21 protein-coding genes are annotated in these 20,216 nt (G+C 39.2%); 5 read left to right on the plus strand and 16 right to left on the minus strand.

The window, feature by feature from the left end:
- Positions 1 to 11: 11 nt before the first annotated feature.
- The 4 genes from tolB to DJ533_RS06925 all read right to left on the minus strand — a co-directional run bounded on the left by tolB (position 12) and on the right by DJ533_RS06925 (position 3,770).
- Positions 12 to 1,298 (minus strand): Tol-Pal system beta propeller repeat protein TolB, encoded by a 1,287-nt coding sequence (gene tolB / locus DJ533_RS06910; protein ID WP_065993587.1) that lies wholly within the window; start codon positions 1,296 to 1,298, stop codon positions 12 to 14.
- 136 nt (positions 1,299 to 1,434) lie between these two features.
- The gene (locus DJ533_RS06915) at positions 1,435 to 1,983 is read right to left on the minus strand and encodes a gamma carbonic anhydrase family protein (RefSeq protein WP_065993709.1); all 549 of its coding nucleotides are present in this window, start codon (positions 1,981 to 1,983) and stop codon (positions 1,435 to 1,437) included.
- 96 nt (positions 1,984 to 2,079) lie between these two features.
- Positions 2,080 to 3,228: a D-alanyl-D-alanine carboxypeptidase PBP5/6 gene (gene dacC, locus DJ533_RS06920; RefSeq protein WP_065993586.1), complete on the minus strand. Its 1,149-nt coding sequence runs from the start codon at positions 3,226 to 3,228 to the stop codon at positions 2,080 to 2,082.
- Positions 3,229 to 3,362: 134 nt separating this feature from the next.
- Positions 3,363 to 3,770 (minus strand): MCR_0457 family protein, encoded by a 408-nt coding sequence (locus tag DJ533_RS06925; RefSeq protein ID WP_065993585.1) that lies wholly within the window; start codon positions 3,768 to 3,770, stop codon positions 3,363 to 3,365.
- 392 nt (positions 3,771 to 4,162) lie between these two features.
- Here DJ533_RS06925 and surE point away from each other — a divergent pair, with 392 nt between their 5' ends.
- From surE to DJ533_RS06940, 3 genes are all read left to right on the plus strand, one after another.
- Positions 4,163 to 4,936, plus strand: a complete 774-nt coding sequence (gene surE, locus DJ533_RS06930; protein WP_065993584.1) for a 5'/3'-nucleotidase SurE — start codon at positions 4,163 to 4,165, stop codon at positions 4,934 to 4,936.
- A gap of 123 nt (positions 4,937 to 5,059) precedes the next feature.
- On the plus strand, positions 5,060 to 5,908 hold the full coding sequence (locus DJ533_RS06935; RefSeq protein ID WP_065993583.1) for a peptidoglycan DD-metalloendopeptidase family protein: 849 nt from the start codon (positions 5,060 to 5,062) through the stop codon (positions 5,906 to 5,908).
- A gap of 94 nt (positions 5,909 to 6,002) precedes the next feature.
- Positions 6,003 to 6,935 (plus strand): LysR family transcriptional regulator, encoded by a 933-nt coding sequence (locus DJ533_RS06940; RefSeq protein WP_065993582.1) that lies wholly within the window; start codon positions 6,003 to 6,005, stop codon positions 6,933 to 6,935.
- Positions 6,936 to 7,126: 191 nt separating this feature from the next.
- Here DJ533_RS06940 and DJ533_RS06945 read toward each other — a convergent pair whose 3' ends face one another.
- On the minus strand, positions 7,127 to 8,338 hold the full coding sequence (locus DJ533_RS06945; protein WP_065993581.1) for an aspartate aminotransferase family protein: 1,212 nt from the start codon (positions 8,336 to 8,338) through the stop codon (positions 7,127 to 7,129).
- Between the two features lie 162 nt (positions 8,339 to 8,500).
- Here DJ533_RS06945 and grxD point away from each other — a divergent pair, with 162 nt between their 5' ends.
- Both grxD and sohB read left to right on the plus strand, forming a co-directional pair.
- Entirely contained in the window at positions 8,501 to 8,842 is a 342-nt protein-coding gene (gene grxD / locus DJ533_RS06950) for a Grx4 family monothiol glutaredoxin (RefSeq protein WP_065993580.1), read from the plus strand.
- 239 nt (positions 8,843 to 9,081) lie between these two features.
- Entirely contained in the window at positions 9,082 to 10,044 is a 963-nt protein-coding gene (gene sohB / locus DJ533_RS06955; protein WP_065993579.1) for a protease SohB, read from the plus strand.
- A gap of 30 nt (positions 10,045 to 10,074) precedes the next feature.
- On the opposite strand, the gene DJ533_RS06960 is transcribed toward sohB, so the two are convergent.
- From DJ533_RS06960 to ybgC, 11 genes are all read right to left on the minus strand, one after another.
- Positions 10,075 to 10,719: a DUF2238 domain-containing protein gene (locus DJ533_RS06960; protein ID WP_065993578.1), complete on the minus strand. Its 645-nt coding sequence runs from the start codon at positions 10,717 to 10,719 to the stop codon at positions 10,075 to 10,077.
- A gap of 172 nt (positions 10,720 to 10,891) precedes the next feature.
- Entirely contained in the window at positions 10,892 to 12,280 is a 1,389-nt protein-coding gene (gene purB, locus DJ533_RS06965) for an adenylosuccinate lyase (RefSeq protein ID WP_065993577.1), read from the minus strand.
- A gap of 59 nt (positions 12,281 to 12,339) precedes the next feature.
- The gene (gene hflD, locus DJ533_RS06970) at positions 12,340 to 13,071 is read right to left on the minus strand and encodes a high frequency lysogenization protein HflD (protein WP_065993576.1); all 732 of its coding nucleotides are present in this window, start codon (positions 13,069 to 13,071) and stop codon (positions 12,340 to 12,342) included.
- Between the two features lie 31 nt (positions 13,072 to 13,102).
- On the minus strand, positions 13,103 to 14,239 hold the full coding sequence (mnmA, locus tag DJ533_RS06975; protein ID WP_065993575.1) for a tRNA 2-thiouridine(34) synthase MnmA: 1,137 nt from the start codon (positions 14,237 to 14,239) through the stop codon (positions 13,103 to 13,105).
- A gap of 4 nt (positions 14,240 to 14,243) precedes the next feature.
- Positions 14,244 to 14,729, minus strand: a complete 486-nt coding sequence (locus tag DJ533_RS06980) for an NUDIX hydrolase (protein ID WP_065993574.1) — start codon at positions 14,727 to 14,729, stop codon at positions 14,244 to 14,246.
- Positions 14,730 to 14,830: 101 nt separating this feature from the next.
- Entirely contained in the window at positions 14,831 to 15,874 is a 1,044-nt protein-coding gene (locus tag DJ533_RS06985) for an AraC family transcriptional regulator (protein WP_065993573.1), read from the minus strand.
- Between the two features lie 80 nt (positions 15,875 to 15,954).
- Positions 15,955 to 16,953: an oxygenase MpaB family protein gene (locus DJ533_RS06990; RefSeq protein WP_065993572.1), complete on the minus strand. Its 999-nt coding sequence runs from the start codon at positions 16,951 to 16,953 to the stop codon at positions 15,955 to 15,957.
- Positions 16,954 to 17,134: 181 nt separating this feature from the next.
- Positions 17,135 to 18,475: a cell envelope integrity protein TolA gene (locus tag DJ533_RS06995; RefSeq protein WP_065993571.1), complete on the minus strand. Its 1,341-nt coding sequence runs from the start codon at positions 18,473 to 18,475 to the stop codon at positions 17,135 to 17,137.
- Positions 18,476 to 18,478: 3 nt separating this feature from the next.
- Complete coding sequence (gene tolR / locus DJ533_RS07000; RefSeq protein WP_065993570.1) at positions 18,479 to 18,928, minus strand: protein TolR; 450 nt, start codon at positions 18,926 to 18,928, stop codon at positions 18,479 to 18,481.
- Entirely contained in the window at positions 18,928 to 19,626 is a 699-nt protein-coding gene (tolQ, locus tag DJ533_RS07005) for a protein TolQ (protein ID WP_065993569.1), read from the minus strand. The genes tolR and tolQ overlap by 1 nt, the downstream gene beginning before the upstream one ends.
- A gap of 26 nt (positions 19,627 to 19,652) precedes the next feature.
- Positions 19,653 to 20,060, minus strand: coding sequence for a tol-pal system-associated acyl-CoA thioesterase (gene ybgC, locus DJ533_RS07010; RefSeq protein ID WP_065993568.1), 408 nt, complete (start codon positions 20,058 to 20,060; stop codon positions 19,653 to 19,655).
- Positions 20,061 to 20,216: the final 156 nt, after the last annotated feature.

Raw genomic sequence — 20,216 nt, forward strand, 5'->3', positions numbered from 1 at the left:
TTGGATTTGAATTACTTCGGTGCCCATGCAGGCTCACGGACTTCACCTTGTTCACTTGGTAAATTCATACGGAAACGACCATCAGTTGACATGATGGACAATAATCCACGATTGCCTTCACGTGTTGCATAGACCACCATTTGTCCATTTGGTGAGAAGCTTGGTGACTCATCTAGGCTGGTTGGTGTCAGAATATTGGTAATCCCTGTCGAAATCTCTTGAATAGCAACTTTGTAGTTACTGCCAGATGGGCGGTGTACCAATGCAACGTATTTGCCATCTGCACTGAGCGAGCCACGCGCGTTAAAAGCACCACGGAAAGTTAAGCGTTTGGTTGTCCCATCTGCTAAGTTATAGCGATAAATTTGTGCTGAACCACCACGATCTGAGGTAAAGATAAAGGATTTACCATCTGGGGCATAACGTGCTTCAGTGTCAATCGCACTGTCATTGGTCATGCGTTTCACTTGACGAGTTTCTAAGTCCATTTGATAAATTTCAGGATTATCATGCATAGATGCGGTAAATAACATGAATTTTCCATCTGGAGAGAAACTTGGTGCGCCATTTAGACCACGGAAGCTTGCGTATTTTTCACGTTGACCTGTTGCTAAGTCTTGTACATAGATTGCAGGACGTTTGGTTTCAAAGGAAACATAGGCAATTTTTTGAGCATCAGGTGTCCAAGCAGGCGATAAAATAGGATCACGAGAAGTCAAAATGGTTTTTGGTTGTTCGCCATCCGTATCGGCGATTTGTAAAGTATAGCGTTGCTCAGGTGTCGCAGGATTACGCAGCACATAGGCAATGCGCCCACTAAAATCACCTTTAATCCCTGTTAATGCCTGATAGATCGCATCTGAAATCATGTGAGCAGCAGAGCGAAGGCGAGAAGCAGGTACAGTCAGTAATTCATTTAGTAAAAATTGTTGTTTTTCGACATCATAAAGTTGGTAATGTACGGCTAATGAGCCATCAGGATTCGCCTTACTTTCACCCACAACCACATAAGGTACACCGCTGGCTTTCCATGCAGCAGCATTTATATTATTAATACTTGCCGTTGCAGGAAGATTTTTTGATGCACTACTAAAACGACCTGAACGGTTTAAGTCATTTTCAACAATAGGATAAATCGTTTGGTCATTTCCAAATGGGAGAATCGCAATTTTGGGTGCTTGCTCTGGTGCTTTGGCAATTTCTAAATGCAATTGTGCATACGTTGATGTCACGAAGGCAGGGCTAAAAGAAGCCAAGATTACTGCCAAACCGAGTAAGTGTTTAGGCGTCATTTTCATGGGGGTTCATGTACTCAAATATTGATTTTTTAACTATGAATAACGTTGTAGCATAAAGACATGATTTTAATCTATATAAAGCATGTAATTATGAATGTTCAATGAAATAGTAAATACGATTTGGCAAAGCGGGTATTTATTTTGATATTTCATTTTCTAAATAGTTGTTGGCAACTTTGACATAGTGTCGTGCCGAATAGGGTAAAAACTCTTTTTCCGCTTCAGTTAATGGACGAACTTGCTGTACAGGACTTCCTACATATAAATAGCCACTTTTAAGGACTTTGCGGGGCGGGACTAGGCTGCCAGCACCGATCATCACATCATCTTCGATAATCACATCATCTAAAACTACAGTATTAATACCGATCAAAACACGATGACCAATATGACAGCCATGCAAAGTTACATGGTGTCCAACCGTTACATCTTCACCAATGATCAAGGGTGAACCTTCAGGTTTAGATGCTTTTTTATGACTGACATGTAGCATGCAATGATCTTGTACATTGCTATTTTGTCCGATCTGAATCGAATTTACATCTCCGCGAATCACGGCAAAAGGCCACACAGATACATTTTTTGCTAGGCTTACATCACCGACAATGACACTCATCTCATCAATATAACAAGTCGAGTCAATTTTAGGATGATGTTCTAGATAACTACGAATATTCTTTTTCATAAGATCCATTTATTTTCAAAAAACAATTGATTTGATTATAAAAGAAAAGCACTCATATCCTAGACATGAATGCTTTCTTTTGTTGCTTTAAGCAAATTAGAATAAGTTGCTAAAGAACATTTTAATGTGGTCAAGCATACGTGAGAAGAAGCCTGCTTCTTCAACAGCGTTGATTGCAACTAACGGTTTTTCAGTAATGACTTTACCATTTAATGTTGCAGTCAATTTACCAATCACTTGTCCTTTTTGTAGTGGTGCATTTAGATTAGGTTGTACAGAAATTTGGGTTTTGATCGCATCAGCTTGACCTTTTGGCATGGTGACATTGAAAGCTTCAGGTAAACCAACTTGAACTTCATTTTCTTTACCAAAATAAACTTTGGCTTTGGCGATCACTTTATTAGCAGGTTGAACATTCACTGTTTCAAAGTTTGAATAACCCCAAGACAATAACTCACGTGTTTGCGATGCACGTTCATTCATAGATGGCGCACCAAAAATTACGGAGATTAAACGCATTGGACCACGTTTTGCAGATGTTGTTAAGCAGTAGCCTGCTTCATCTGTATGACCTGTTTTTAAGCCATCAACACTTGGGTCAGTATACAGTAGGGCATTGCGGTTACCTTGTTTGATGCCATTAAAGGTAAATTCTTTTTCTGAGTAGATTGGATAATATTTTGAACTGTCATGAATGATATGTTTTGCAAGCATTGCCATATCTTTTGCTGTTGAATAATGACCTTCAGCAGGCATCCCTGTGGCATTAATAAAATGCGTGTTGGTCATGCCAATACGTTTTGCTTCTTGGTTCATTTCATGTGCAAAAGTACCTTCATTTCCAGAAATATGCTCAGCCATTGCTTTAGAAGCATCATTTCCAGATTGGACAATAATCCCACGTAACATCTCAAGTGCGGTCGCTGTACCATTGAGTGGGACATACATACAAGATTCAGTACTACTACCACGACACCAAGCCGACTCGTTCATACGAACCTTTTCGTCTTCTGTCAGGTCGCCTTTTAGTAATTTTTGTTCGATGATATAACTCGTCATCATTTTCGTCATGGACGCTGGTGCGAGTTTTTCATTTTCATTCTTAGATGCGAGGATTTGCCCTGTTTCATAGTCCATCAAAACATAAGATTTGTTATTTAATTCTGGTGGATTCGATAAAACAGTTGCTGCATAGGAAAATGAAGGAAGAAGTAATAATGCAGCGAGGGCGCTTTTTCGGGTCATTCTAGGTAGTTCCAATCTTTGTACGAGCACTAAAAGAACCTAGCATTTTAGGACAAAGCAAAGCCGACTTCTATGGGTTAAGTCGGCTTATTTGACTGGATTTGTAACTAATTCGTGACTGGCAGTTCGGTCAATCAGTTTTGTGGCTGATAGTTGAGCACATCTTCACACACGCCAGTATTGGCTGCTTTTCCTGCTTTTTTAGCATCATTTTGTGCTTCTTTTAGCACGCTTTTAAAAGATTTTTCTTTGGCTAATTTTTTTAATTCAGCTGCTGGGTCTGCCGAATCAGGTAAGAAATCTTTGACTAAACGTGCATAACCTGCCTCGAATGCCTCATCATTTTTGACCAGTTTCGGACAAATGTCTGAAAGTACATAAATTGCAGCAAGCTCTTCATTGGTTACATTGTGTTGAGTTACTTCAATATTTTCATCTTGCGTAGCCGTTTTTGCTTTTTTGTCAGCAGCAAATGCATTTGGCATTGCGATAAAAGAGGTAGATAAAATCCCTACAGCAAGCGTTTTTAAAAGAGTACGCATAACCAACCTTATTAACTTAATGATTCGACTAGAATAAACATATTCTATGAAAATAAAATAGAGAAAATGTATTGAAGATGTTGGATTTAAATAAAATTTGAGTGTTAAGTAAATTTACTGCCTAGATCTAGATACGTAAATACCACAATCAATGCAAATGTTATCCACTTTTATCAAAGATGCTCATGCTTATAGTCAAGGTACGGTTTACAGCGCATTTCTATAAAATTTAAACTTTAGTTTAGATTAAACATGTCGTTTTAAATGATAGCGCTTTAAATACCGATGCAATAAAAAAACCTTTCAATAATCAAAGTGTAAAATGATGGGGGTATATTTTTGCTACCATATCAGGCAATTGTTTAAACTTATTTTGATTAAAGAGAAACTGTGTGAATATTCTGATAGCCAATGATGATGGTGTGTTTGCACCTGGAATACAAGCTTTAGCACAAGCACTAAAACCGTTAGGTCGTGTGGTTATTGTTGCACCTGAAAGTGAGCGAAGTGGGTTTTCGAGTGCTTTAACCTTGGATCGACCTTTACGTCCTATTGAGGTCAGTCCAGATATATGGGCGGTGAATGGTACACCTGCGGATTGCGTGTATTTGGCAATGAATGGTTTGTTTAACTTTGAGTTTGATTTGGTGGTTAGCGGTATTAACAGTGGTGCGAATTTAGGTGATGACGTCTTGTATTCGGGTACAGTGGGAGCGGCATTTGAAGGGCGTTTGATGAGACAAGCGGCGATCGCTGTTTCACTCGCTGGGAGTAATGTGCGCTCTTATAACAGCCCAAAAGATTATGCTGTGGCAGCTAAATGGGTACATGATTTTATTGCAAAAGGTATTCCTATCTTACCTGAGCGTCATATTTTAAATATTAACATTCCTGATGTTGCACAGCTCAAAGGTGCACAAGTGACTTATCAAGGGCGTCGTATTCAATCCAAACCAATTACTAGTCAGGTTGATCCACGTGGTCGCCAAGTGTATTGGATTGGGCTGGCAGGTGAGGCTGTAACTGATCCGAAAAAGAATGAGCTGAATATTCAGTCAGACTTTTTTGCTGTAGCGAATGGTTTTGTAAGCATTACGCCTATTCACATGGATGCCACCAACTACAGTATTTTAAATCATTTGCAACAGCAGTTCTTACAAACCTAGGTGCTTGCTCGAACGCTATGTTATAAGTTTGTGAAAAAGCTGAGTTAAACCATCAAAGACCAAGCTTTTTTGCTAATCTTAGAACATCTATTTAAAAAAATTGTATTCTGGAGAGGAAATTCCATGCTTTCGTTACGGTCACAGCCATTTTATCTATCCCCTAAAAGCTGGATAAATGCAGTTGTATTATCATCCGCTGTGATTACAACCTTAGTCATGACTGGGTGTGCATCAAAACCACAAATTAACAATCCTGTCCGCTATGCCAATGCACCTGACTATTACACCGTACGCTCAGGTGATACATTAAGTGGGATCGCTGCACGTTATGGATTGAGTTATATTAGTATTGCAGAAATGAATGATATTGCACCGCCATATCGTATTTATGTCAATCAATCCATTCGTTTGAAAAAGTCAGGAGGCTCAAATAATAATCGCCCAACGACACAAGCTTTAAATAATTCAAATACTGAAATTAAACGTCAAACGATTAATCTACCGAGTGCACAAACAGCAACCACAGCTCCTCAGCCTGTAACGCCAGTCCAAGTCGTACCGACTGTACCTGCCACAACGACACCGAGTTCATCAATAGCTTCTAATTTACGTTGGGTAAAACCTTCAAATGGTCCAGTGATTGCAAATTATAATTTGGCACAGAATATTAAAGGCATTCGTTTTGGCGGAAATGTGGGTGATCCAATTTTTGCTGCTGCAAATGGTCAAGTCGTTTATGCTGCAGATGGTTTAAAAGAATATGGAAATCTGGTTTTAGTGAAACATGTAGATGGTTACATCACAGCTTATGCGCATAACAGTAAAATTTTAGTGAAAAGTGGTGACAATGTCACAGCAGGACAAAAAATTGCGGAAATGGGAGCATCGGGTACCACAAGAACCATGTTAGAGTTCCAGATTCGTTTAAATGGGAAAGCCATAAATCCCGCAACTATTTTACCGTCTGTATGATTTATTTGGTGCAAATATAAATTTTCTTCGTATAATACAATGAGTTGCTTTTAATAAAAAGTGTGAAGCATCTCATGATTTCAGAGGGAAATTTATGTTAGATCAACTTCGAGCAATGGGTGTATTTGCTTGTGTCGTTGAAAAAAGCTCATTCAGTGGTGCTGCACGCGATTTAGGCATTACCACGAGTGCCGTGAGTCAACAGGTTCGCTCTTTAGAACAAGAAATGGAGGTAACTCTACTTCATCGTTCTACAAGAAAATTGAGCCTAACAGAAGCGGGTCAAGCTTTTTTCCATAGTTGCCAAGAAATGTTGGCAGCAGCAGAGCGCGGCAAAATTCGTATTAATGAATTACGTGATGATTTAGTCGGTGAATTGCGTATTGCAACAACACCTGAACTTGGTGCAACGCATGTTGTTCCAGCTTTGTCACATTGGATGTCTGCGCATCGTGGATTAATGGTACATTTTGAAGCAGATAATCAATTTATTGATTTAATTCAAGAGCGTATTGATATTGCGATTCGTATGTGTTCAAAAGTTGAAGATTCAAATCATTTAACCAGTATTCCACTTGCACGTGTTGATCAAGTGCTGGTGGCATCACCAAGTTACTTAAATCAAACGGCACCAATTTCACGCCCAGAAGATTTAGTCAATCACGATTTGATTCCAGTTAATATTATGAAAAATTATCAAAATTTTTCATTTCAACAGGTGACATCGGGCGAAAACATTAAGGTAGATATGCGCAATCGTTTACAAACCAATAATGTTTTTGTTGCAAAATCTTTATGTCAAAACGGTCATGGGATTGCACGAATTTTATATTTAGATGTGCAAAAAGAGTTGAAAAATGGCACATTGGTTGAAGTATTACCAGAGTGGAAATTGCCAGCTTTTACCTTAAATGCGATGATTTTAAAGCGTGAACAACAGCCAATGAAAATTCACCGTTGTTTAGATGCTTTAAAGCAGTACTTTAGCCAGCTCCCAGGTGGACGTATCTATCAGGAAGCTTCTTAAAGATGCTACAACCCGATTCTCTAAATAGCCAATGTTGCTTGATTTATAGTATTGGTGAATTAAACCGAGTTATTTAAATAGCTCGGTTTTTTTATGTTTTGAATGAGATTAACATTTTAGAAAATATAAGAGAATAAAAAGGGCATCTGATGACACCCTATTTGATATTTAGTTTGAAGAACACAGAAGCTTTATGCAACAAAGTTTTTAATTGCAGGCACCAAACGTTGTAGTAAATCATCCGCTTGTTCTTTGTTCATATTTAGCGCAGGAAGTAAACGTACCACATTACCTGAGGTTACATTAATGATAAGTTTGTGTTCATCACGGGCAATATTGACCAACTCGGCACAATCTTTCGGTAATTCAATACCGATCATCATACCAAAACCACGTACAATTACATTTTGCTCAGCAAGTTGGCTACGGAATTGATCAACCAAATATGTACCAATATTAGCAGCATTTTCAACGATATTTTCTTTTTGGATTAAATCAATCACGGTATAGACAATACGTGAACCTAAATGCGTACCGCTATAAGTAGAACCATGATTACCCGCAGTTAGCACCCCAACACCACGACCTTGTGTCATCACCGCACCGATCGGAAAACCATTGCCTAAACCTTTTGCAGTGGTTAAAACGTCTGGTACGATGTTGGTATGTTGATAGGCAAAGTATTTACCTGTACGACCATTCCCCGTTTGTACTTCATCCAACATCATGAGCCAGTTGTGTTGGTTACAAATGTGGCGAATCTCTTCAAGATAGCTAAAGCCTTGCGGAGCAGTGTTTACACCGCCTTCACCTTGGATCGGTTCAACCAAAATCGCTACAATATCTGGATGCTGAATCGCAGCTTCTTCAATGGCTTCAATATCACCAAAAGGTACACGGATAAAACCTTCGACCAAAGGTGCAAAACCTTCTTGAACTTTTTTATTGCCTGTTGCAGACAATGTAGCAAGCGTACGACCATGAAAAGAATGATCAGCGACAATAATTTTAGGGTGAGCCACACCTTGCATATGACCAAATTTACGGGCAATTTTGATCGCACCTTCGTTGGATTCTGCACCACTGTTAGAGAAGAAAATTTCTTCCATACCTGACACTTCTGCAAGTTTTTGTGCAGCCGCAGTTTGCCAAGGCACTTCATAGATATTACTCGTATGAATCAAGGTCGCAGCTTGATCGGCAATTGCTTCAGCAAGCACAGGGTGTGCATGACCCAAACCACACACCGCAATTCCGGTTAAAGCATCTAAATATTCAGTGCCATCTTCGGTATAAAGATAAGAACCTCGTCCTCGTACAAAGCTGATCGGTTGACGGCTAAATACAGGCATCAAATGCGATGGTTGATCAGTTTGTACCGGAGCGAGGGTAATGTTGTTCATGACTTACTCTTATCTGAGGAGTGAAAAATTAAAAGATTATATAAGCAAAAACTGAGGCAGATTTAAAGCCTAAATACAAATAAAATTGGAAATAATCGTCAAGTCATACTCTTTACGTTGGATTTAGGTATAATGCAGACAGATGAGTTGAGGATTTAATCAATGACTGAACAAGCGCGTGATACAGAAGCGTTAATTCGCGACCAAATTGCTAAACATGCTGTACTTCTTTATATGAAAGGCACACCACAATTCCCACAATGTGGTTTTTCTGCGCGTGCAGTAGAAGCACTTAGCCAAATCGGTCGTCCATTTGCTTATGTTAATATCATGGAAAATCCAGATATTCGTGCAATTTTGCCACAAATTGCAAACTGGCCTACATTCCCACAATTATGGATCAATGGCGAGTTGATCGGTGGCAGTGATATTATGCTGGAAATGTTCCAAAATGGCGAGTTAAAACCATTAGTTGAACAATACAGCCCAGCGCCTGACGCTTAATCGCTAAAGATGTAGGCGTAAAAAAAGCACCGTAAGGTGCTTTTTTATTGCTTTAAGTTAGCCTATTTATATAACTATTTTATTTATAATAAAATGAAGGGTTTATTAAAAAATACCAAGCTTTTGATTTATCTTTAAAGGTTATCTGTCCAATTTTTGCAAAATAGTCATTGAATTTAGTTGGTTTTGACCACATCTTAATGAAAAAGATTTATCTTATTTTAGAGACTAGAATTTATATGTTATTTCATTTACCTAAGTTGCCTGCTGAAATTCGTGTGAGTCATTTAAATACACGTATTAACGAACAACGAAAAAAAATTGCACAAACCACCGCATCAAAACTAGAGCTTTTACAGCTCACCCAACAATTTGCTAAAGAAGCCCGTGCACGTAAAAAGACCAATCAAAAAATTTATGTTTTAGATTTCAAAGGTGATGTACAAGCATCCGCAGTAGAAAATTTACGTGAAGAAATTACGTTGATTTTAGCAACGGCCAAAGCAGGGCGTGATCGTGTGGTGGTACGCCTAGAAAGTCCAGGTGGAATGGTACATGGTTATGGTTTAGCGGCAGCACAGTTGGTACGTTTGCGTGATGCAGGTTTTCATTTAACCATTTGTGTCGATAAAGTTGCAGCAAGTGGTGGTTATATGATGGCATGTATTGCTTCAGAGATTATTTCTGCGCCATTTGCTGTGGTTGGCTCAATCGGTGTTGTGGCTCAAGTACCTAATTTTAATCGTTTATTGAAAGAGCATAATATTGATTTTGAGTTATATACCGCAGGGCAATACAAACGTACTGTAACCATGTTTGGTGAAAATACGGAAGAAGGTAAAGCCAAGTTTGAAGAAGAGTTGCAACAAACCCATGCTTTGTTCAAACACTTTGTTGAAAAGTATCGTCCGCAGTTAAATGTAGAAAAAGTAGCAACAGGTGAGCATTGGTATGGTGAAGATGCTTTAAATCTTAATTTAGTAGAGAAGTTGCAAACTTCAGATGAATATATTCTGAGTTTGTTACCACAGCATGATGTATATGCGATTCAGACTCGCCGTAAACCAACTTTGGGTGAAAAGTTAGGTTTACAAGCTGCGCAAATGGCAGATAGTTTAATTCCATCTATGGTGAATAAATTAGTGGATACTTTTACCCAAGCGAATGCCAATTTAGTGCAAATGCGTGATCCTAAACTTTGATTTAGATCATCTTAAATGAAGAAAAAGCACTCAATCGAGTGCTTTTTTATTTTTATTAGTCGTCATTAACATAACTAAGCCTGTAAATATCGCGCCAAGAGTGGCTAAAAACATATCTTTGTGAGCATCCCAAATATCGCCTTGTTGCCCATTATAATTTTCAGCTTGTTCAGGCGATAAACCAATGGCAATCCACCATTCGATCCACTCATAAAATAGACTACTTGCCATGATGAATTGCACTGTGATTAAAAATAATGCTTTATGCGTTAAAGCAGGTAACCACACTTGAAATAAACGATAAAAAAATGGGTACAGAAATAATCCATATACGAGATGAACCAAACGATCATACATATTCCGTTGCCAACCCATTATTTGATTTAAATCAAAATGGAAAATCGCTTTAATCCATGCATTATAAGGAACGTATGAATATAAATAATGGGCAGCAGAAACGTGGATCAGTAAAAATAAAATATAGAGTAAAAATGCAGAATAACTTAGCCCAAATTTTTTTAAACAAATAAACAGCATGATCAGCATAAGTACTGTGCCTACTTGGTGGAGCAGGTAGGACTCAAACTCTAAAGGCTGGATACTTGCAAAGAGAATGGCAATGGCAAGTACTGCTAAGGTCAGCCAATGTTTTAAGGTAAGTTGATAATAGATCATTTAATTTTTATGGTTTAAAAAAATAATCTGAATGATATAGGATAATAGATACTTCTAAAATATTTTTATGCCATAGATTTTATTGATAATACAAGTGAGTTTGAATATTTTGGATAAATAAAAACGAAGCCGAAGCCTCGTTTTTATTTATCTTTGAAATTAGATTCTAAACTTAGAGCTTAGCAATCAAATCTTTGATTTGTTTTGCTTGATCTGCTGCATTGCCTGTATAGGTGGCAGGTGTCATTTCGGCTAAACGAGCACGATCTGCAGCAGGCACAGCTTCAAGCTCATTACCATTAACAAAATCAACCATCATGTCACGAGTCATGGCTTGCCCACGTGTCAGTGCTTTTAATTTTTCGTATGGTTTTTCAACATTGTAGCGACGCATAACGGTTTGAATGGGTTCAGCCAAAACTTCTTGTGCATGATCCAAATCTTCAAGTAAACGTGCTGCATTTAACTCAAGTTTACCGATGCCTTTTAAGCAAGCTTCAAACGCAATTAAACTTTGCGCCAAGCCTACCCCCATATTACGAAGCACTGTAGAGTCTGTTAAGTCACGTTGCCAACGAGAAATTGGTAGTTTTTCGCCTAAATGTGCCAATACAGCATTGGCAATGCCTAAGTTACCTTCAGAGTTTTCGAAATCAATTGGATTGACTTTATGTGGCATGGTTGAAGAACCCACTTCGCCTTCTTTCAAGCGTTGTTTGAAGAAGCCGAGTGAGATATAGCCCCAAACGTCACGGTTAAAGTCGATCAAGATCGTGTTGAAACGACGTAAAGCATCAAATAACTCAGCGATATAATCGTGTGGCTCGATTTGTGTGGTATATGGGTTAAACGTTAAACCTAAAGATTCAACAAATGCTTGCGAGTGTGCAGGCCAGTTGATTTCAGGATAAGCAGAGTAGTGTGCATTGTAGTTACCTACAGCACCGTTAATTTTACCTAGCAACTCAACTTGGTTAAATTGTTTGATTTGGCGTGCTAAACGGTAAGCCACGTTCGCCATTTCTTTACCCAAAGTGGTTGGGCTAGCCGTTTGACCATGGGTACGTGACAACATTGGTTGTTCTGCATGGGTTTCAGCTAAACTCGCAATTGCATCAACGATTTGTTGCATTGATTCAACAAGTACAGCACGACCATTTTTCAACATTAAAGCATGTGACAAGTTATTGATGTCTTCAGACGTACATGCAAAGTGAATGAATTCACCTGCATTTTTAAGTTCTGCGATGTTCGCAATTTGTTCTTTTAAGAAATATTCAACCGCTTTCACATCATGGTTGGTGGTGCGTTCGATTTCTTTAATGCGGTTGGCATTGTCTTCTGAGAAGTTTGCAACAATCGCATCTAAAGCAGCGTTAGTTTCTGCTGAAAAAGGAGGAACTTCTGTGATTTCAGGACGGTTCGCAAGCGCTTGTAACCAACGCACTTCAACAGTCACACGAGCATGGATCAAACCAAACTCAGAGAGGAAAGGACGGAGAGCATCACATTTGCTCGCATAGCGTCCATCTAATGGCGAAAGTGCAGTTAAAGCGTTCATAGAGATTCCTTAGACTTTGGAATTAAACGAAAAGCGAAAAAGATGCTGCTTCATTCAAGTTATGCAACCTGATATTGAAGGCGAGCAAGCTCTTGAATATCTCGTAGCAATTTACGTTTGCTAAAAATCATTGCCCAAGAACTACCACCGAGCTGACGCCAAAGGTGCGCCATTTGTAACCCTGTAAATAGACAGGCACGAATACGGTTGGTATGTGAAGGGTCTTTAAATGCTTCGGCATTGCCACGCACTAAAATACGAGGATTGATTTGTCCTGCAGTATCGACATAGGTCTGTGCAAGATTGGCAATAATACTGGGATGGGTATAGTCATTATCGAAAAAAGACAATTGTTTTAATATTTTTTGTTGAGATTTTTCAATGATTTCGACAAATTTAGGATTGCCATAGACTTTTTTTTCTAAGGCTAATAATGCCATCGCATAGGACATAGGGAGTTTGGCATTAGATAATTTGGGAATTTTAGACTTTGGTGCGGGATTAAAGGGTTGGGTAATGCTGCCTTCTAAAGTTTTTAAGCCTAAGGAAATATCAGATAATTTACAGAAAAAGTCTAAAGTTTGTGAGGATTGATTATCTTGTGGGCGGATATTTAGGCTGGCTTTAATGAGTTGCTCAAAATAGAAATTACCACTTTCACCAATACTTTGACGTCCTGACATTGCTGTCATATGGGTAAGCTGTGTTGCTTGAAACACTGCTGCCAACGCCAAAGCTTTATTTTGGCGCTGATTCAAAGTTTGAGGCTGTTGAAAGGGAAGATCAACCATGCCTAAATTCCTTTCAGTTTGTTAAATAATTTTAGTCAATAAAATCAGGCTTTGGTGCATTGGTATGATGAATCACGCCACCACCTAAGCAGATTTCACCTGCATAGAACACCACGCTTTGACCAGGTGTGACCGCACGTTGAGGTTCATCAAACTCCACACGTACCCCGTTCGGCGTACTTGGATCTTTAAATAAAGTACACATTTGATCGGGCTGGCGGTAACGTGTTTTCGCAGTACATTTAAAACCAGCTTCAGGAATGTCCTGCTCACCAGCAACCCAATCAATCGCCTCTGACCATAAAATGGTACTTTGCATGAGAGGATGTTCATGACCTTGACCGATCACTAAACGGTTATTGGCAATATCCTTATGTAGAACGAACCATGCCCCTTCTTCAGCACCTTTAAGACCGCCTAAGCCAATCCCACCACGCTGACCGAGCGTATAGTACATTAAGCCATGATGTTCACCAACCTCTTTTCCTGTATCAAGGACAATTTTTCCAGGTTGGGCAGGCAAATATTGCTTTAAAAAGTCATTAAAACGACGTTCACCAATAAAACAAATCCCTGTAGAATCTTTTTTCTTAGCCGTTGCTAAGCCAAGTTCTTCTGCAATTTTACGTACTTGTGGTTTTTCGATTTCCCCGACAGGAAACAAAGTCTTGTTAATTTCACGACCATGTACAGCATGCAAGAAATAAGTTTGATCTTTATTTTGATCTACGCCACGCAGTAAAGGTGCATATTCTTCACCACGGCTATTGATCAAGGTTTCCCCACGACGACAATAATGTCCCGTCGCAATAAAGTCTGCACCCAAGTTCACCGCATGGTCTAAAAATGCACGGAATTTAATTTCTTTATTACATAAAATATCTGGGTTTGGTGTACGACCTGCAGCATATTCTTTTAAGAAATGTTCAAAGACACGATCCCAATATTCCATGGCAAAATTTGCGGTATGTAGCTTAATCCCGATTTTGTCACACACGGCTTGTGCATCAGCAAGATCTTCCATTGCCGTACAATATTCCGTGCCATCATCTTCTTCCCAGTTTTTCATGAAAAGCCCTTCAACCTGATAACCTTGTTGAAGTAAAAGCGCAGCAGAAACAGATGAATCTACACCACCCGACATACCGACGATGACACGTTGTTGCATAGGACTAAGCATCCAAATTTGAAATGAAAGGAGAGTTTTGATGCTCATAGATGAGCGAAAGTGGGTATTTTTGCCCAGAAAGCGCATCTTGTACAGCTTTAATCACCAATGGGCTGCGGGCACGTGCTGATTCGATCAATTCATCGAGTGTCATCCACGTTGGTCCAATGATGCCTGTATCCAGTTCAGCTTCAGGGAAGTATTCAAGCACATGGGCTAAAAAACAGAATCTAAAATAGGTGCGATCTGGAAACATTGGGGGGGTATAAGTGTAAATTCCTAATAATGAATCGACTTCGACAGCATGACCTGTTTCTTCCATCGTTTCACGAATTGCGGCTTGAACAATGGATTCACCATATTCGACATGACCTGCAGGCTGGTTAAATACCGTGTGCATTACACCTTCGGTATGTTCTTCAACAAAAAGAAATTTTCCGTCTTTTTCGACAACAGTCGCGACAGTAACATGAGGTATCCAAGAGGTCATAACCAAAACCGTGGGAAATAAAGCGATATTCTACAAAAAATAGCCATTGATGGCTATTTTTTAATGTTCTGTATCGGAAAATCGAATTTAGTTTATATAAATTAATTGTGTTTAGATTTCCGATATTGATTGGGTGTCATTCCCGTGTGTCGCTTAAAGAAATGATTTAAGGCACTTTGCTCTGAAAATGATAATAAACTTGCAATATCGGATAGCGAGAGCTGCTCATCCTGAATATAGGTTTTTGCGAGTTCAAGACGCATTGAGGCTAAAATAGTTTTAAAATTTAATTTCTGTTCACGTAATAGATTCAGCAATTTAGATTTGGAAATCGCCATTTCTTTTGCCACAAAATCAAGTGTCGGTGAACCTTGATCAATCCCCAAAGCTAACGCTTTTTGTACTTTATTTAATATTGTATTTTCAGGGGTAATATGCAAATGATGCATGTATTTAAGTTGCGCCTCAGCTTGGCGATGATATAGCGCTATAAAATAGTCATGACTCAGATTAATTGGTTGCTTTAGATTGTTTTTTTCAAAAATGATAGCTCCGACTTTGCATTGAAAATACAGGGGGCAGTTAAAAAAGGATTCGTAAATAAAGATGTTTTTTGGCATTGCACCAGGTAGTTCAATATATTGTGGTTTCAAAGTTTTTTCATCTGGGTTGAGTTGCCACAACATTTGCATAAAACAACTGATACCTAGTTCATACCCGATACGGATAGTATTCATCAATATACTATTGTCAGCATAGTCTTCAAGTTGTGGCACATTCCATTGAATTTTAAGTGTTTGATCATTTTCAATAATATCAACCACAAAACCATCCCACATCAGCGCATAATATTTTTTAAATTGCAAAATAGCCTGCTCAAAATCACGACTATGTAAAATTAAATAACCTAAGACTCCTGAATAAGAAGGTTGAAAATGTTGTGCGATTTTTAAGCCCAAAGCATCGCGAGGATGCAGTTGGGAAATAGAATGCAGAATAAAACCCAATTCAGTGAGTTGCACCCGATCATCAGGCTGCCAAGACTGCATGTAGCGAAATAATTCTACATTTTGAATATTTTGTTCTGTTAGAAAATCACGGAACATGCCTGCAATAGCGCCATTCACTGTTGCTTTTTGATTCATATTCTTTGTTAAGTTTTATTTTAAATAGAGCCAAATCATAGCAAAGCACATACAGAATAAAAGCTTAATGTTGCAATAAATTATGCAATTTTCTGCAAACTTTCAGTAGAACTTGGATTTTTGGAGTAAATCATTGCTTGATGCATCAGTTGATAACCTTGCATCGCTATTTTTTCTTGAAATATTTTCAGCACGGCAGGCGCTTGCATGGCTTTGACTAAAGCTTTGCCTGATTGAATCGCAATTTTATCTTTCATAGCTGAACGTGGCAGTCCTGCAAGTTTGCAAATTTCTTTTGGCGTTAAAGCAACGACAATGGTTTTCAGCACAGGATAAAATTTTAAAATCATTTGCATGACTTGATCATCAGTTTCAACGCCTGATGGATCAAGCAAGATGTTGATAATGTCACGCGTTTGTTGGGTGATGGCTGCTTTACTATTGGTGAGCTGAATATAGGTACGAAACTCTTGACGTGTCTGTGGAAGATCAGTCAAATCGCCAATTTTTTCCATTGCATAACCATGTTTACGGGCACTTTCCTTGACGGTTTCAATACTCAAATTAGGATAAACTTCCTGTAAAGAAATCAGATATTGCACACTTTCCCTAAAAAATTGCGCTTCTTCTTTAGCAGGTAACTTTCCTACAAGTTTTTCATAGGCATAATAAACCGAATGCCACGTGATCAAATGTGTACCTACCACCAATAAAGGATCGAGGGCACTATACTGTTGTCCTGTCAGTGGAATATCACCTTTTATATGAGAATGTAACTTAAACAGGCGTTGATTGGCTTTGCTTACGGTTTCAGTATCTGCAAAAATCACAGTTAGAAAATAGGTCATGGTACGACTTAAACGCCCAATCGGGTCGGATTTATAGGTTGCACGATCTGATAGTGCTGCAGCAGCATCAATACTTGCCAAAACTTCGATATAAAATGATCGTGTGAGTCCGATGAACGCAGCAGGATGAGACCAAACTTTCCAGCTGATTGAGTTAGGACCAAATAATCCATGATCTTTAAAGTTGGTATTTATAGCATTTAAATCGAAATGAATAGAGGATTCAGACATGGCATTCCCTAATGTGATTATATTGCGGATTAAAATATAAGAATGATGCTAAATCAGAAAAAAATGCAAATATTGATTATAAGTTGCGAAATTTGATTTTAATTGCAATTATTTGAGTAATACCTATAAGTTTGTTAATGATCATTACACATGCTGCATGAGCAACATGTGTAATTGGGCTTTATTTGACTGTAAAATTAGCTGTAAAACTACGTGCTTCACGTCGTGCATCTGGATCAGATGGCATAGGGAAGGGCGCAGCATTTCGTACCGCTTGTTCAACACTGGCTTTTACATCTGGATCAGAAGCATTGACAACCACTGAAGCTACAGCTCCACTGTCTGTTAAAGTGACACGTGCCGATGCTTTTTGTCCAGAAGAATTACTAGGCATACGCCAAGCACTACGGACTTTGTTTTCAAAATCACGTTTTGCAGAAGATGCAATTTTTTTTGCTTCCGCTTTTTTTGCTGCAGCTTCTTCATTGGCTTTTTGAGCAGCAGTGGCTTTGGCTTCAGCGGCTGCTTTCTCTTTGGCTTCTGTATCTGCTTTACGTTTTGCCTCTGCTTTTGCAGCAGCATCCGCTTTGGCTTTTTCATTTGCCTCTTGCTTGGCTTTGGCAGCAGCGTCAGCTTTTTCACGTTTGGCTTTGTCCGCAGCCTCTTGCTTAGCTTTAGCAGCAGCGTCAGCTTTTTCACGTTTGGCTTTGTCCGCAGCCTCTTGCTTAGCTTTTGCAGCAGCATCAGCTTTTTCACGTTTCGCTTTTTCTGCAGCCTCTTGCTTGGCTTTAGCAGCTTGTGCAGCTTTTTCCTGTGCTAATTTTGCAGCACGATCTTGGCGTGCTTTTTCAGCAGCATCCGCTTTAGCCTTTGCATTTGCTTCTTGTTTCGCTTTTGCAGCAGCTTCTGCTTTTGCCTGACGTGCTTTTTCATTGGCTTCCGCTCTCGCTTTTTCGACTGCTTCACGTTTAGCTGCGGCTGCAGCTTCTGCCTTGGCTTTGGCATTTGCTTCAGCTTTAGCTCTTTCAGCATCATTTTTAGCTTGGCGAATTTTTTCGGCAGCGTCTAGACGAGCTTTTTCTGCTTCTGCTGCTTTTAAGCGTGCTGCATCAGCAGCTTTGGCTTTGGCTTTTGCTGCTTCAGCGGCTGCCTTTTGTTCAGCTTCAGCGGCTTTTGCCTCAGCCGCTGCCTTTTGCATGTCAACTTTAGGCGTTGGTGTTGGAAGAGGTAGGGCTATGATTGGAATGTTTGGTGCATCCGTTACAGGTTCAGCCGTTTGTTGAACATTTTCGGCAACAGTGCTATCCGCAGTTTCGTTTGCATCTGTAATTTCCAAAGGCTCAGCTTCTGGTGGTGGAATATCTTCAGGTTTGACCAATACCGTTTTGATCTGCTTAGGTGGTTCAAGTGGTTTACTCATACCCAAAAAAAGTAAGCCAACAAGCGCCACGACATGGACACCAACGGTGAACCCAAGTGCAATCGCATTTTCTTTGGATTGTGGCTTATTAAAATCTTTCATAGCTTACTTTAAAGGCTCGGTCAGTAGTCCAACTTGGTTAAGTCCTGCTTCTTGCAAGGCAGACATTAAACTCATCACATCACCATAAGGACGAGATTCACTACCATTAATGAGAACATTAAACTGCTTTTTATTTTCTTGCGCTTGCGCTTGTGAATCTGTCAAGGCAGTTTTGAGCTCTTCTAAGTTCATCACATCATTTTTATATTGACTGTATTCAAGCTTAATCGTTCCATCCGCTTCTAAAGTCACAATAGCAGGACGATCTTGTGATTGAATCGGAGTACTGTTCGCTTGAGGTAGATCTACTTTAATACCAGTGCTGATCATCGGTGCAGTGACCATAAAGATCACCAAAAGCACCAACATCACATCAATATAAGGAACGACATTCATGTCGCTCTTTAAAGGCTTTTTGACGCGTTCAAAGCGTCCTGAACGTTGAATTGCCATTAGTCATTGTCCTGTGTTGAACCCACAGACTGACGTTGTAATAGCGCCACCATTTCTTCAGCAAATAATGCACGATCAGAATAGATTTCTTCACCTTTAGCAGTGTAATGGTTAAATGCCAAAACAGCAGGAATCGCAGCAAAAAGACCAATTGCGGTGGCAATCAACGCTTCAGCAATACCAGGTGCAACGGTGGCTAAAGTCACTTGGTCGACTTGCGCTAAACCGATAAAGGCATTCATGATGCCCCAAACAGTACCGAATAAACCGACATAAGGTGCAACAGAACCAATACTCGCCAAAGCACTTAAGCCTTGTTCCAAGCGACTTTGATCACGACTTAAGCCAACACGTAAAATACGTTCTGTGCCTTCGATCATCGGGGCAGTATCTGCATGACGTTTTTTAAGTTTTAAAAACTCGCTTAAACCTTGATAGAAAATATCCTCTAAACCATCACGTTTAGAGTTAAGTTGTGCATTGTTATATAAGGTATTTAACTCTGCACCCGACCAGAAAATTTTTTGAAAGTGATCATCGCCTTGGCGGGCTTTTTTATAGCCCATATGTAACTTGGCAATCAGATACCAGCTAAATAAAGAGGCGAGTACCAGAACCAGCATGACCAGTTGTACCACTGGACTTGCTTGTAAAATTAAATCAGAAACGTGCAGAGAAGATTCGAGTTGAGTTGCCATAGTTACATGTGCCAAGTAAATTTTTTTTATTCGTGGGCTAATTCTCTAAGAATCAACTCACGGATTTCATCAGGAATACGGCGAGGTTTCATTTCAGTACTTAAACATGCCAATTCAACCTCACCAGAAGCAAGCATGATTTCACCACGATAAATATTTTGTTGCAATACAAATGACGTTGCTTTACACGAAACTACACGCGCTGTAACAGTAATTAAGTCATCCATAAGGATTGGGCGCATATATTTGACATTTATTTTATGCACAACAAAGTTATAGTCTTTTTGATGCCAATAATGATCAATACCTGAAGCACGTAACCATTCTGTACGGGTGCGCTCCATAAAACGAATGTGATTGGCATGATAAACAATTCCACCTGCATCGGTATCTTCAATATATACACGGATTTGAAACTCAAATTTGTTTGCCATGACCCTTTCCAGTTTTTACATTGACCAATAAAATAAGCTTTTTGATTTTTACAATTATAACTGATTAAAAATTGTATAAAACCAAGCGCTACAATGGTTTGCAGTTTAGCATTCTGAGTTGATTGTCCAATGGCACAAGGTTTCAATGCTTACAAA

Origin of the sequence: Acinetobacter defluvii (assembly GCF_001704615.3) — a bacterium.
Lineage (GTDB): Bacteria > Pseudomonadota > Gammaproteobacteria > Pseudomonadales > Moraxellaceae > Acinetobacter > Acinetobacter defluvii.

Coding starts and splice junctions, on each gene's coding strand:
- sohB (WP_065993579.1), top strand. CDS start 9,082: ATGTTATTTCATTTACCTAAGTTGCCTGCTGAAATTCGTGTGAGTCAT.
- DJ533_RS06940 (WP_065993582.1), top strand. CDS start 6,003: ATGTTAGATCAACTTCGAGCAATGGGTGTATTTGCTTGTGTCGTTGAA.
- hflD (WP_065993576.1), bottom strand. CDS start 13,071: ATGGTTGATCTTCCCTTTCAACAGCCTCAAACTTTGAATCAGCGCCAA.
- grxD (WP_065993580.1), top strand. CDS start 8,501: ATGACTGAACAAGCGCGTGATACAGAAGCGTTAATTCGCGACCAAATT.
- DJ533_RS06945 (WP_065993581.1), bottom strand. CDS start 8,338: ATGAACAACATTACCCTCGCTCCGGTACAAACTGATCAACCATCGCAT.
- tolQ (WP_065993569.1), bottom strand. CDS start 19,626: ATGGCAACTCAACTCGAATCTTCTCTGCACGTTTCTGATTTAATTTTA.
- DJ533_RS06990 (WP_065993572.1), bottom strand. CDS start 16,953: ATGTCTGAATCCTCTATTCATTTCGATTTAAATGCTATAAATACCAAC.
- mnmA (WP_065993575.1), bottom strand. CDS start 14,239: ATGCAACAACGTGTCATCGTCGGTATGTCGGGTGGTGTAGATTCATCT.
- DJ533_RS06960 (WP_065993578.1), bottom strand. CDS start 10,719: ATGATCTATTATCAACTTACCTTAAAACATTGGCTGACCTTAGCAGTA.
- ybgC (WP_065993568.1), bottom strand. CDS start 20,060: ATGGCAAACAAATTTGAGTTTCAAATCCGTGTATATATTGAAGATACC.
- DJ533_RS06985 (WP_065993573.1), bottom strand. CDS start 15,874: ATGAATCAAAAAGCAACAGTGAATGGCGCTATTGCAGGCATGTTCCGT.
- dacC (WP_065993586.1), bottom strand. CDS start 3,228: ATGACCCGAAAAAGCGCCCTCGCTGCATTATTACTTCTTCCTTCATTT.
- DJ533_RS06925 (WP_065993585.1), bottom strand. CDS start 3,770: ATGCGTACTCTTTTAAAAACGCTTGCTGTAGGGATTTTATCTACCTCT.
- DJ533_RS06980 (WP_065993574.1), bottom strand. CDS start 14,729: ATGACCTCTTGGATACCTCATGTTACTGTCGCGACTGTTGTCGAAAAA.
- tolR (WP_065993570.1), bottom strand. CDS start 18,928: ATGGCAATTCAACGTTCAGGACGCTTTGAACGCGTCAAAAAGCCTTTA.
- purB (WP_065993577.1), bottom strand. CDS start 12,280: ATGAACGCTTTAACTGCACTTTCGCCATTAGATGGACGCTATGCGAGC.
- DJ533_RS06995 (WP_065993571.1), bottom strand. CDS start 18,475: ATGAAAGATTTTAATAAGCCACAATCCAAAGAAAATGCGATTGCACTT.
- DJ533_RS06935 (WP_065993583.1), top strand. CDS start 5,060: ATGCTTTCGTTACGGTCACAGCCATTTTATCTATCCCCTAAAAGCTGG.
- tolB (WP_065993587.1), bottom strand. CDS start 1,298: ATGAAAATGACGCCTAAACACTTACTCGGTTTGGCAGTAATCTTGGCT.
- DJ533_RS06915 (WP_065993709.1), bottom strand. CDS start 1,983: ATGAAAAAGAATATTCGTAGTTATCTAGAACATCATCCTAAAATTGAC.